Origin of the sequence: Streptomyces sp. KM273126, from assembly GCF_004337435.2 — a bacterium.
Taxonomy (GTDB): domain Bacteria; phylum Actinomycetota; class Actinomycetes; order Streptomycetales; family Streptomycetaceae; genus Streptomyces; species Streptomyces acidicola.
Map to the genome: position 1 here is coordinate 3,649,601 of NZ_SJXB02000001.1, position 13,371 is coordinate 3,662,971.

Sequence of the window (13,371 nt, forward strand, 5' to 3'; positions counted from 1 at the left end):
GGGGAAGCGGGGCACGTCCGTGGCATGGCGTACGTTCGTGGGACGAGGGACGCGCGTGCCGCGCGGGCCGGGAGGGAACACAAGGAAGCCCTGCTTCCGCACCATGCGTCGGCGTAGCGTCGGCATCGCTTGTCCCCCTCACCCCGCGGCCACCGCCCTCCACGCGCAACCCGAGTACACCCTCCAGGACCGGCGAACCACGTGAGCTCCTCTTCCTCCACCACACGCCCGTCGCACCCTCAGGTGCGCCAGGGGAGCCGTGGCGCCTACCGACTGGTTCGTACCCCGCCGGCCAGGGTGGACCCCCCTCGTCTTGACGCAGGCCAGCGTGCCGTGGTTGACCACGGGACCGGCCCACTGCTCGTTCTCGCCGGTCCGGGCACCGGTAAGACCACCACGCTCGTCGAGTCCGTGGGGGCCCGCGTCGCGCGCGGTGCGGACCCCGAGCGCGTGCTCGTCCTGACGTTCAGCCGCAAGGCGGCCGTGGAACTGCGCGACCGCATGGCCCAGCGCATCGGGGCCGCACACGCGCCCCAGGCGACCACGTTCCACTCCTTCTGCTACGCCCTGGTCCGCGCCCATCAGGACAGCGACCTGTTCGTCGAACCCATGCGACTGCTCTCCGGTCCCGAACAGGACGTGGCCGTCCGCGGACTCCTCGTCGGCCAGCCCGACCTGGAGCGCCTCGGCCTGGCGCACGTCCGCTGGCCGGACGAGCTGCGCGCCTGCCTGACCACACGCGGCTTCGCCGACGAGGTCCGCGCGGTGCTGGCCCGCAGCCGCGAGCTGGGGCTGGGGCCCGCCGACCTGCGGCGCTTCGCCGCCCGTATCGGCCGCCCGGACTGGCTCGCGGCCTCCGCCTTCCTCGCCGAATACCTCGACGTCCTCGACCTGCAGGGTGTCCTCGACTACGCCGAACTGGTCCACCGCGCGGTGCTCCTTGCCCGCCGCCCCGAAGTCGCGAAGCACCTCGCAGCGCAGTACGACGCCGTCTACGTGGACGAGTACCAGGACACCGACCCCGCACAGGTACGGCTGCTCCAGGCCCTCGCGGGCGACGGCCGCACACTCGTCGCCTTCGGCGACCCCGACCAGTCGATCTACACGTTCCGGGGTGCCGACGTGAACGGCATCCTGGACTTCCCGGTCGCCTTCCCCCGCGCTGACGGCCGTCCGGCTCCGGTGGAGGTTCTCAGGACGTCCCGCCGCTCGGGAGCCGCCCTGCTCACGGCCACGCGACTGCTCACCCAGCGCATGCCGCTGACCCGTCTCCCGGCGGAGAAGGCACGGGCCCACCGCGAGCTGAAGCCGGTACGGGACGGGGGGCGCGTCGAGGTGTACACGTACCCGACGCCGGGGACCGAGCTGGACAACGTCGCCGACATTCTGCGCCGGGCCCACCTGGAGGACGGCGTCCCATGGAGCGACATGGCGGTCCTGGTGCGGGCGGGCTCCCGCGCGATCCCGTCGGTCCGGCGGGCGCTCACCGCGGCGGGCGTACCCCTGGAGATCGACGGAGACGACCTCCCGCTGCGGCACGAACCGGCGGTGGCACCCCTGCTGGCAGCGCTGCGGGCGGTGGCGCGAGCCGAACTGGGCGAGACCGGTGAGACGGCCCCCGGGGAGCAGGGAGGGCCGGAAGAGCCCGAACGGAGCGGCGAGCACCGAGGCCCCGACGAGCCCGACGAGCCCGGACAGCAGCCCCCCTGGCTCGACACCGAGACGGCTCTCGACCTCCTCGCCTCCCCCCTCGCCGGCATGGACACCGCCGACCTGCGACGCCTCGGCCGAGCCCTGCGCGAGGAGGAACGGGCCGCAGGCAACGCCTTGCCGCCGCCCTCGGACGAGTTGCTGGCGCGGGCACTGGCCGAGCCGGAGCGCCTGGTCGCGCACGACCCGGCGTACGCGCGGGGCGCCCAGCGGCTCGGCGAACTGCTGCGCCGGGCCCGGGAGCGCCTCGCGGACGGCGGCACGGCCGAAGAAGCGCTCTGGGAGCTGTGGGACGGCACACCGTGGCCCAAGCGGCTCGCATGGGCCGCTCGGCGCGGCGGCGCGGCCGGCCGCAACGCGGACCGAGACCTCGACGCCGTGTGCGCGCTGTTCGCTACCGCGGCGCGTGCGGAGGAGCGCACCGGCGGGCGCGGCACCCTCAACTTCCTGGAGGAGATAGAGGCCGAGGACATCGCCGCCGACACGCTCGCCAGGAGGGCGGTACGCCCCGACGCCGTACGCCTGATGACCGCACACCGTTCCAAGGGCCTTCAGTGGCGACTGGTGGTCGTCGCGGGCGTCCAGGAGGGACTGTGGCCCGACCTGCGACGCCGCGGCTCTCTCCTGGAGGCCGACCGCATCGGACGCGACGGACTGGCCGAACCGCTCACCGCGGGCGCGCTCCTGGCGGAGGAGCGGCGCCTGTTCTACGTGGCCGCCACGCGCGCGCGTGAACGCCTCGTGGTCACCGCCGTGAAGGCCCCCGCCGACGACGGGGACCAGCCCTCCCGCTTTCTCACCGAACTCGGCGTCGAGCCCAAGGACGTCACCGGCCGCCCTCGCCGCCCGCTGTCCGTCGCGGCACTCGTCGCCGAACTGCGCGCCACAACCGTGGACCCGCGTGTGTCGGACGCCCTCAGGGAGGCCGCCGCCCGCCGTCTGGCCCGGCTCGCCGCGCTCGCCGACGAGGACGGCCGTCCCCTGGTGCCCTCGGCGCACCCGTACCGCTGGTGGGGCATGTTCGAACCCACGGAGAGCAAGGTCCCGTTGAGGAACCGTGACCAGCCGGTCGTGCTCTCCGGCAGCGCCCTCGACCAGCTCGCCAACACCTGTGCCCTGCAGTGGTTCCTGGGCCGTGAGGTGAAGGCCGACGCGCCCTCGACCGCGGCTCAGGGCTTCGGCAACGTCGTCCACGTCCTCGCCGACGAGGTCGCCTCCGGCCGCACCCCCGCCGACCTGGCCGTCCTCATGGAGCGCCTCGACTCCGTGTGGAACGCGCTCGCCTTCGACGCGCCCTGGAAGTCCACCCAGGAGAAGGAGCACGCGCGCGTAGCGCTCGAACGCTTCCTGCAATGGCACGTCATGGACCGCACCGGACGCACGGCGGTGGCCAGCGAGCACGACTTCGACGTGACCCTGGGTGCCGGCGACTACGAGGTGCGCATCCGCGGCTCCATGGACCGCGTCGAGACCGACGGCGAAGGCCGTGCCTACGTCGTCGACTTCAAGACCGGCAAGCAGACGCCGAGCGCCGCCGAGGTGGCGCGCCACCCCCAGCTCGCCGTCTACCAGCTCGCCGTCCGCGAGGGCGCCGTCGACGAGGCCTTCGACGGCGTGCGCCCCGAGCCGGGCGGCGCCGAACTCGTCCAACTGCGCCAGGGGGCACCGAAGAAGGACGGCGGCGATGCCGTACCGAAGGTCCAGGCCCAGCAGCCCCTGGAGGGCGAGTGGGTCGGCGAGTTGCTGGCCAACGCGGCGGGCAAGGTCCTCGACGAACGGTTCTCACCGACCACGGGACAACACTGTGCACACTGCGCGTTCCGGGCATCGTGCACGGCCCGGCCGGAGGGACGACACGTCGTCGAGTAGCGCACGTGACGCACCGCACCACACGGGCTGACCAGCGCATCTCCCCGCCTACGGGACGATCCGGCACCCACTGTCAGTGGCCACCGCTAGCCTCTCTTGGATGTCCGCCCGTATCACCGATCCCGAGCAGCTCAAGGAGCTCCTCGGTATCCCGTTCACCCCGGAGCAGACGGCCTGCATCACCGCACCCCCCGCCCCGCAGGTGATCGTGGCCGGAGCCGGGTCCGGCAAGACCACGGTGATGGCCGCGCGCGTGGTGTGGCTCGTCGGCACCGGACAGGTCGCCCCCGAGCAGGTGCTCGGCCTGACCTTCACCAACAAGGCGGCCGGTGAACTCGCCGAGCGCGTACGGAAGGCACTCATCAAGGCGGGCGTCACCGACCCGGACGTCATCGATCCCGACAACCCGCCGGGCGAGCCGGTCATCTCCACGTACCACGCCTTCGCGGGCCGCCTGCTGACCGACCACGGCCTGCGCATCGGACTGGAACCCACCTCCCGCCTCCTCGCCGACGCCACTCGCTACCAACTCGCCGCACGTGTGCTCCGTGAGGCCCCCGGCCCCTACCCGGCGCTCACCCGCTCCTTCGCGGACCTCGTCAGCGACCTCCTGGTCCTCGACTCCGAACTCGCCGAACACCTCGTACGCCCCGAGGACCTGCGCGCGTACGACACCGAGCTGCTGCGGACCCTGGAGAACGCCAAACTCACCAACGCCGACCTCCGCAAGGTCCCCGACACGGCCGCCGCCCGCCGCGAACTCGCGGAACTGGTGGGGCGTTACCGGGCGGCCAAGCGCGAGCGCGACCTCCTCGACTTCGGCGACCAGATCGCGCTGTCGGCCCAGCTCGCCGGGCTCCCCGAAGTGGGCCGCGTCCTGCGGGACGAGTTCCGGGTGGTGCTCCTCGACGAGTACCAGGACACTTCGGTCGCGCAACGCGTCCTGCTCGCCGGGCTGTTCGGCGGCGGCACCGGCCACCCCGTGACCGCCGTCGGTGACCCCTGCCAGGCCATCTACGGCTGGCGTGGCGCCTCCGTGGCAAACCTCGACGACTTCCCCGAGCACTTCGCACACGCCGACGGCCGCCCCGCGACCCGTCAGGCGCTCAGCGAGAACCGCCGCAGCGGCGGCCGCCTCCTCGACCTCGCCAACGACCTGGCGGAGCCCCTGCGCGCCATGCACGCGGGCGTGGAGGCCCTCCGCCCCGCCCCCGGCGCCGAACGCGACGGCACGGTCCACTGTGCCCTCCTGCGCACCCACGCCGAGGAGATCGACTGGATCGCCGACTCGATCGCCCACCTCGTGCGCACCGGCAAGGAGCCCGGCGAGATCGCGGTCCTGTGCCGTACGGCGACCGACTTCGCGGAGGTCCAGGGCGCCCTTGTCGCCCGCGACATCCCCGTGGAGGTGGTGGGCCTGTCCGGGCTGCTGCACCTCCCCGAGGTGGCCGACCTCGTCGCCGTCTGCGAGGTCCTCCAGGACCCCGGCGCCAACGCCTCCCTGGTCCGCCTGCTCACCGGTCCGCGCTGGCGCATCGGAGCCCGCGACCTGGCCCTCCTGGGACGGCGGGCCCGGCTTCTCGTGCCCCACGCGCGCGTGGGTGCCGATGACGACCCCGACAGGCGGCTCGCCGCGGCCGTCGAAGGAGTCGATCCGGCCGAGGTGATCTCTCTCGCGGACGCGCTCGACACATTCCTGGAACTGCCGTTCGAGGCCGAGCGGGAGGACGACGGCCTGCCCTTCTCACCGGACGCGCGCGTCCGGTTCGCGCGCCTCGCCGCCGAACTGCGCGACCTGCGCCGCTCGCTCGCCGACCCGCTGATGGACGTTCTGCACCGGGTGCTCGCCGTCACCGGCCTGGAGGTCGAGCTCTCCGCGTCCCCGCACGCCCTGGCCGCCCGCCGCCGCGAAACGCTGTCCAACTTCCTCGACATCGCCGCGTCCTTCGCCGCCAACGACGCCGAGGCCACCCTGCTGGCCTTCCTGGGCTTCCTGCGCACCGCGGCCCAGTACGAGAAGGGCCTCGACAACGCCCTCCCGGGCGGCGAGAACACCGTCAAGGTGCTCACCGCGCACAAGTCCAAGGGCCTTGAGTGGGACGTGGTGGTGGTCCCCGGCCTGGTCACCGGGACCTTCCCCAGCGACCGGGGCCGGGAGAAATGGACCGCCCAGAGCAAGGTTCTCCCGCACGAGCTGCGCGGCGACGCCGACACGCTGCCCGACATCGAGGCATGGGACTCCCGCGGCATGAAGGCCTTCCACGAGGCCATGAAGGACCACCAGCACACCGAGGAACTCCGCCTCGGCTACGTCACGTTCACCCGCCCCCGCTCCCTGCTCCTCGGCTCCGGCCATTGGTGGGGTCCATCCCAGAAGCGCCCGCGCGGACCGTCCGACTTCCTGCTCGCCCTGTACGAGCACTCCGCCGCCGGGTACGGCGAGGTCGAGGCCTGGGCCGACGCACCCGAGGAGGACGAGGAGAACCCCGCGCTGCACGAGGCGGCCGCCGACCACGCATGGCCGCTCCCGCTGGACGACGCGGCCCTCGCTCTCCGCCGCGCGGCCGCGGAGACCGTCCTGGCCCACCTGGAGAGGGGCGTCTCCCGCGAGGACACCCACCCCGCGGCCACCCACGACCCGAGTGCCTACGACGACCCGGACTGGCCGCCCCCGCCCGAGGACGAAGAAGACCTCTACGGAGACGGCGACTTCCCGGCCGAACCCCCTTACGGGGACGACGGTTTCCCAGCCGAACCCCCTTACGGGGAGGACGACCTCCCGGAGGACCTCCCCGAAGGGGACCCCGGCGACGTCCATGACGACAACCCCGACGACGACCTCGACGGTGACCCCGACTGGGACTCGTGGCCGAAGGCCCGCCCCGCGATTCCGCACCAGGCGCCGTCCCCCGAAGCCCTTCCACACCCTGTCGACCCGGCGCCCCTCACCCCGGAGGAGGCCCGCACCATCGCGTCCTGGGACCGTGACCTGGACGCCCTCACCGGAGAGCTGCTGCGCGCCCGCCAGGGCGTCACCGACGTCGCCCTGCCCGCGTCGCTCACCGCGTCCCAGCTGCTGCGCCTGGCGGCCGACCCGGACGGCTTCGCCCAGGAGCTCGCACGGCCCATGCCGCGCCCCCCGCAGCCCGCCGCGCGCCGGGGCACCCGCTTCCACGCCTGGGTCGAGGCTCGTTTCGAGGAGCTCCGGCTGCCCATGCTGGAACCCGAGGACCTGCCCGGCACCGAGGCCGAGATCGCCGACGAACGCGATCTGGAAGTCCTCAAGGACGCCTTCGAGCGCACCCCGTACGCGCACCGGACGCCGTACCGCATCGAGGCTCCCTTCCAGCTCACGATCGCCGGACGTGTCGTCCGCGGCCGCATCGACGCCGTCTACAAGGAGGGTGACGGCTCCGGCCCGGAGGGGGACGGCACCACGTACGAGATCGTCGACTGGAAGACGAGTCGCACCCGTACCGCAGACCCCCTCCAGCTCGCGCTCTACCGCCTCGCCTGGGCCGAGCAGCAGGGCGTGCCCCTGGAGTCCGTCGGGGCCGCGTTCCTGTACGTGCGCACCGGTGAGGTCGTACGCCCCGACGACCTGCCCGACCGGGCCGCACTGGAACGTCTCCTCCTGGGAGAACCCGGCTCGGACCCACGGGCGCAGGCAGCGGACGAACCGCCGGACGAGCATGTCGGCGCGGGCCGATAGGCTCGTGAGCATGAGCCAGCCCGTTGACAGTGCCGTCAGCGCCGTCCGTACGTACATCGAGGACCACCGCGCCGCCTTCCTCGACGACCTCGTGGAATGGCTGCGCATCCCGTCGGTGTCCGCCCAGCCCGAGCACGCCGCGGACGTGCGGCGCAGTGCCGACTGGCTCGCCGACAAGCTCAGGGAGACCGGCTTCCCCACTGCCGAGGTCTGGGAGACGCCCGGAGCCCCGGCCGTGTTCGCCGAGTGGCCCTCCGACGACCCCGGGGCACCCACGGTCCTCGTCTACGGGCACCATGACGTGCAGCCCGCCGCCCGTGCGGACGGCTGGGACACGGACCCCTTCGAGCCGGTCATCCGCGGAAACCGCCTTCACGCGCGCGGGGCCGCCGACGACAAGGGCCAGGTGTTCTTCCACACACTCGGCGTCCGCGCCCACCTCGCCGCCACCGGTCGCACCACGCCGGCCGTCCACCTGAAGATGCTGGTCGAGGGCGAGGAGGAGTCCGGGTCCCCGCACTTCCGCGCCCTTGTCGAGGAGCACGCCGACCGGCTCGCCGCCGACGCCGTCATCGTCTCCGACACCAGCATGTGGGACGAGGACACCCCCACCGTGTGCACCGGCATGCGCGGCCTCGCCGAGTGCGAGATCGAGCTTCACGGCCCCGACCAGGACCTCCACTCCGGCGCCTTCGGCGGCGCCGTGCCCAACCCGGCCACCGCCGCGGCCCGACTGGTCGCCGCCCTCCACGACGAGCACGCGCGCGTGACGGTCCCGGGCTTCTACGACGGTGTCGTCGACCTCACCGACCGCGAGCGCGAACTCTTCGCGGAGCTCCCCTTCGACGAGGAGAGCTGGCTGCGCACGGCCAAGTCCGCGGCCACCTGCGGAGAGGCCGGATACACCACCCTGGAGCGCCTCTGGGCCCGCCCCACCGCCGAGGTCAACGGCATCGGGGGCGGATACCAGGGCCCCGGCAGCAAGACGATCATCCCGTCCTCGGCCCTGGTGAAGCTCTCCTTCCGGCTGGTCGAGGGCCAGGACCCGGACCGGATCGAGAAGGCCGTCCGCGTGTGGGCCGCCGACCAGGTGCCCGCAGGGATCCGCTGCGAGATCACCTTCGGCCCGGCCACCCGCCCTTGTCTGACGCCCCTGGACCACCCCGCACTGCAGTCCCTCGTACGCGCCATGGGCCGCGCCTTCGAGCAGCCCGTCCGCTTCACGCGCGTAGGCGGCTCCGGTCCCGCCGCCGACCTCCAGGACGTCCTCGGCGCACCCGTGCTCTTCCTGGGCATCTCGGTCCCCTCGGACGGATGGCACGCCCCGAACGAGAAGGTCGAGCTCGACCTCCTCCTCAAAGGTGTCGAAACCAGCGCCCACCTGTGGGGCGACCTGGCCGGAAACGGACAAGAGACACACTGAAAGAGGCCCCCGACGCCGAGCCCACCAGCCCGCCCCCACCCGCCCGCCGCACACCCTGCCGAACCGCCCGCTGAAACAACCGTTCCCCTGGGGGAGTTGGAAGCACCTGTGACCACCTGGACCGACCACACCGCCGACCGCCCCATCTCCCTCACCGCCCCGAGCGGCATCGACCGGGCCGCCCACCACCGGCTCGACGAGGCCTGGCTCGCGGCGGCGTGGAGCCACCCGACGACACGCTGTTTCGTGGTGTCCGGCGGCCAGGTCCTCATCGACGAGACGGAGGACGGCACCACCGAACTCGTCATGACCCCGTCGTTCGAGGCCCCGCTCACCGAGGCCCACCGCTACTTCCTGGGCATCGACGACGAGGGTGTGGCCTATTTCGCACTCCAGAAGGACGGGCTCCCGGGCCGTATGGACCAGTCCGCGCGCCCGGCGGGGCTGCGGGAGGCGGGTCTGCTGCTGTCGCCACGCGACGCGGGCCTCATGGTGCACGCGGTCGGCCTGGAGAACTGGCAGCGGACCCACCGCTTCTGCTCGCGCTGCGGCGAGCGCACCGTCATCGCGGCGGCCGGCCACATCCGCCGCTGCCCGGCCTGCGGCGCCGAGCACTACCCGCGTACCGACCCGGCGGTGATCATGGCGGTCACGGACGACGAGGACCGGATCCTGCTGGGCCGGCAGGTGCACTGGCCCGAGGGCCGCTTTTCGACCCTCGCCGGCTTCGTCGAGCCCGGTGAGTCCATCGAGCAGTCCGTGCGGCGCGAGGTCTTCGAGGAGGCGGGCATCACCGTCGGCCCCGTCGAGTACATCGCCAGCCAGCCCTGGCCCTTCCCCTCCAGCCTCATGCTGGGCTTCCTGGCGCACGCGACCTCCACCGACATCAACGTCGACGGCGACGAGATCCACGAGGCACGCTGGTTCTCGCGCGAGGAGCTACGGGCCGCTTTCGAGTCGGGGGAGGTGCTGCCGCCCTACGGCATCTCGATCGCGGCCCGCCTGATCGAGCTCTGGTACGGCAAGCCCCTGCCCAGGCCGGGCAGCGCCCTCTGACGGTCGGCGGTGTGGGCGCCGACAGGCTGTCAGACCACGGACAGTGTGCAGTCAGACCAGTGGGCAGTCAGGCCATGGACAGTGGGTGGAGCATCTGTTCGGTCCAGATGGTCTTGCCGGAAGCGCCGTATCTCACGCCCCAGCGGTGGGTGAGCGCCCCGATGAGCTGAAGTCCGCGACCGCTCTCGTCGGTGTCGGAGGCCCGTCGGACGTGGGGCGTGGTGAGGCTCCCGTCGGAGACCTCGCAGACCAGGTTGTGCCCGCGCAGCAGACGCAGGTCAACGGGTCCTCGCGCGTGCCGCACCACGTTCCCGACGAGTTCGCTGACGACGAGTTCGGTGCTCATCACGAGATCGTCCAGATCCCAGAGGCCGAGCTGCCCACGGACCAGTTCACGTGCCTGGCGTGCCGCGGTGGGATCCGTGGTCAGGGGCCAGGCGGCGACTTTATCGGGCGCCAGCGCATGGGTGCGTGCGATGAACAGCGCTGCGTCGTCCCTGCCGGTCTTCTGGGTCGGCAGCAGGGCGGACACGACGGTGTCGCACAGCTTCTCCAGGCCCGGCCGGTCCTCCTCGGCCGCGGCCGAGGCCAGGATCCCGGTGAACCGGTGGATGCACTCGTCGATGTCCTGGCCGGGTGACTCCACCAAGCCGTCGGTGAACAGTGCCACCAGGCTGTCGTCCGGTACTTCCATTTGGATGACATCGAACGGCGGGGTGGCGGCGCCCAGGGGCGAGTTCGTGGGGATCTTCGGCAGGTGCGTCGTGTGATCGGGGTGGATGACGACCGGTGGGAGGTGACCGGCGGAGGCGAACTCGCACAGACGTGTCGTGGGGTCGTAGACGGCGTACAGACACGTGGCGTAGAAGCTGTCGCCGAGATCACTCACGAGCTCGTTGAGGTGGGCGAGGATTTCGTCGGGTGGGAGTTCGAGTTCGGTGAGGGTGCGTACGGCTGTGCGCAGGCGCCCCATGGTGGCCGCTTCCGACAGGCCGTGGCCCATGACGTCGCCGATGACGAGCGCGGCGCGTTCGGCGGACAACGGGATGAGGTCGTACCAGTCGCCGCCGACGTCGAGGCGGCGGTCAGCCGGCAGATAGCGTGCCGCGGCGCTGATGGCGAGGAGCGCGGGAAGCTTCTGGGGCAGCAGCCCGCGCTGCAGTTCCTGGGCGCGGTTGTGCTCCGAGTCGTAGAGCCTGGAGCGCTCCAGCGCCTGGGCGATGAGTCCGCTGAGTGCGATGAGCAGAGTCCGCTCTTCGCCGCTGAACGGTTGTGGCTGCTTGAAGGCGATCACGCAGCATCCGGTCACCCGACCGGTGACGATCAGCGGCAGGTAGGCCCAGGACTGGTCCTCGCCGGTGACGACGCCAGCGGCGGCATGCGGGTAGCGCTCCCTGTGCTCGTGCACGGACTCGATGAACAGCGGCACTCGGGTGGTGAGGACATCCGCCACGGGGGTGCCGAGGCGTGGGCTGCGAACCTGGAAGGCGTCCAGTTGGGTCTCGCCGTACCCGATGGAGCCGACGACACAGGGGAAGCCGTCCTCCAGGGTCAGGACAGCGAGCCTGCTGGCTCCGAACGGTGCGAGGACGTGCTCTGCCGTCGCTTTCACGACGTCCCGCATGGTGATCGCCTCGGCGAGCGCCTCGGTCAGCCGTGCGGTGTGTGCGGAGCGTTCCGCTGCGCTGCGTTCCGCGGCTTCCCGTTCCGCCTCTCTGATCCTCCGGTCGGTCACATCGGTCGAGTAGATGGCCAGTCCCTGCGGAACCGGTACCAGGCGCAGGTGGTACCAGCGCTGGTTGGCGGGCGAGTTCAGTTCGGCGCCCATCGGCCGGCTTTCCGAGACGGTGCGTCTGCACATCTCCTCGAACCCGGGCGTCCGTGCGGCGGCGATGTTCCACAGGGAGCGGTCCCCGGTGGCGGGGACCGGGCCGAGTGCCCGCTCTGCCTCGGCGTTGACGAACGTCACCTGCCAGTCGGCGTCCACGGCGGCGAATCCGTCCGTCATGTGTCGCAGGGCGTGATCGACGGCGTCCCTGGCGGCCCGGGTGCGGGTGGTGTCCCACACCGTGCCGACCATGTGCGTGGGCTCCCCGTCCGCATCCGTGATCACCCGGGCGCGGGCCTGCGCCCAGCCCGAGGTCCCGTCCGGGCGCCGGATGCGGTACTCGACTCCGTAAATGCTGCGGGTCCGGATCGCGTCCTCGGTGTCCGCCATCACCCATGGCAGGTCGTCGGGGTGGACCATGTCCACCCAGGTCTCGATCCGCTGGTCGAAGGTGTCGGGATCGATGCCCAGCACCCTCATGGACTGCTCGTCGTAGAAGAGCTCGCCCGTGCGGATGTTCCAGTCCCAGGACCCCACACTGACCGCCTTGGCGGCCTCGCTCAGTCGCGAGTCGCTGTCCGGCTCGAACCACCATTCGGGGGATCTGCTGTGGGAGGCGCCGAGAGAGCGGCCCAGGTGGTCGGTGACGCGGCGAGCGGCCTCCTCCAGGAAGGCACACTGTGCGACCGTCGGCCGTTCGTCCAGACAGATGATGGACAGAGTGCCGAGCACGCGCTCCTGCGACACCATCGGGACGACGACGACACCGGCCACGGCTGCACCGCCCGGGGGGTCCGGAAGAGGAGCCGGGGCGGGTCCGAGGCTGTCTCCCCGGTGCGGTGCCGGGTGCCATCGGCACTTTCCGTCCAGCATGCGGTCGACCGGGCTCATCAGCTGCCCGACCACGTGGTCCTGCCACTGCCGCGCATGCGCTGCGGGCAGACCGTCGACAGCGAGGAGACGCAGCCCTGACCCCATCCAGGGGCCCGTGAGATGCGCCATCCCGCCCAGACCTCCGAGCTCGGCGACCGCGTGGTGCAAAGCGCAGTTCAAGGCCTCGGTTCCCGTGACGTCCTCACCGAACGCCGCGAGAGCCCGCAGGCGCTCCTCCTGGGACCACCGCGACGTCCGACTTTCGTGGTGCGTTTTGTGTGCCGTCATGGGTTGCCTGTCGGTGATCTGCATGTCCTGGGCGTAGGCGAAGCAACATGTCCCATGTCCCGGATCAACGTCCCCGGATGAGTATTCCCGTATACAGGCTAATAAAATATGCCAAAGTATCGATGGCGGCATAAGTGGCGTGATTGCGGGTTGTATCGGTCGGGCGGACAACTCCTGCCGCAGGCGGATGACTCACGGGAACGGGAAGCGGCGGGGGTGCGGAGCGCAAAAACCCCCGATCGGCCACTGAGGTCGTCGGGGGTCGTGCGGTGCGAGGGTCAGGCGCTGAGGGCTTGCTTCACCTGGGCAAGGCTCGGGTTGGTCATCACGACCTCGGTGCCACCCGCGGTGGGAACCACCCGCACCGTGGGAACCGTCTGGTTGCCGCCGTTCGCCTTCTCCACGAACGCCGCGGACTCGGGGTCCTGCTCGATGTTGATCTCGGTGTACGCGATGCCCTCGCGGTCCATCTGGCTCTTCAGCCGACGGCAGTAGCCGCACCACGTGGTGCTGTACATCGTCACAGTGCCCAGCATGTCTCTGGCGCTCCTTCACGGCTCGGGGGTGGAGTGGCTGTGAGGTGAACGCACGGGTGTGGTCCGCCATTCCCGT

6 protein-coding genes are annotated in these 13,371 nt (G+C 71.6%); 4 read left to right on the forward strand and 2 right to left on the reverse strand.

The features are described 5' to 3' along the window. Positions 1 to 201 precede the first annotated feature (201 nt). The 4 genes from E0500_RS15815 (at position 202) to nudC (ending at position 9,770) form a co-directional block, all read left to right on the forward strand. Positions 202 to 3,579, forward strand: coding sequence for an ATP-dependent DNA helicase (locus E0500_RS15815; protein ID WP_131565223.1), 3,378 nt, complete (start codon positions 202 to 204; stop codon positions 3,577 to 3,579). 100 nt (positions 3,580 to 3,679) lie between these two features. After that, positions 3,680 to 7,291 (forward strand): ATP-dependent DNA helicase, encoded by a 3,612-nt coding sequence (locus E0500_RS15820; protein ID WP_131565221.1) that lies wholly within the window; start codon positions 3,680 to 3,682, stop codon positions 7,289 to 7,291. A gap of 10 nt (positions 7,292 to 7,301) precedes the next feature. Continuing rightward, positions 7,302 to 8,714: a dipeptidase gene (locus E0500_RS15825; RefSeq protein WP_131565219.1), complete on the forward strand. Its 1,413-nt coding sequence runs from the start codon at positions 7,302 to 7,304 to the stop codon at positions 8,712 to 8,714. 108 nt (positions 8,715 to 8,822) lie between these two features. Continuing rightward, a complete protein-coding gene (gene nudC / locus E0500_RS15830) occupies positions 8,823 to 9,770 on the forward strand; it encodes an NAD(+) diphosphatase (RefSeq protein WP_165935187.1) in 948 nt (315 codons plus the stop codon). Between the two features lie 67 nt (positions 9,771 to 9,837). Here the strand turns inward: nudC and E0500_RS15835 are convergent, their stop codons facing one another. After that, complete coding sequence (locus tag E0500_RS15835) at positions 9,838 to 12,600, reverse strand: SpoIIE family protein phosphatase (protein ID WP_258572793.1); 2,763 nt, start codon at positions 12,598 to 12,600, stop codon at positions 9,838 to 9,840. 437 nt (positions 12,601 to 13,037) lie between these two features. Next, on the reverse strand, positions 13,038 to 13,295 hold the full coding sequence (locus tag E0500_RS15840) for a mycoredoxin (RefSeq protein ID WP_131569941.1): 258 nt from the start codon (positions 13,293 to 13,295) through the stop codon (positions 13,038 to 13,040). Positions 13,296 to 13,371: the final 76 nt, after the last annotated feature.

Excerpts from the sequence above, each read along its gene's own strand:
- E0500_RS15840 (WP_131569941.1), bottom strand. The coding sequence starts at position 13,295 with ATGCTGGGCACTGTGACGATGTACAGCACCACGTGGTGCGGCTACTGC.
- E0500_RS15835 (WP_258572793.1), bottom strand. The coding sequence starts at position 12,600 with ATGGCGCATCTCACGGGCCCCTGGATGGGGTCAGGGCTGCGTCTCCTC.
- E0500_RS15825 (WP_131565219.1), top strand. The coding sequence starts at position 7,302 with ATGAGCCAGCCCGTTGACAGTGCCGTCAGCGCCGTCCGTACGTACATC.
- E0500_RS15820 (WP_131565221.1), top strand. The coding sequence starts at position 3,680 with ATGTCCGCCCGTATCACCGATCCCGAGCAGCTCAAGGAGCTCCTCGGT.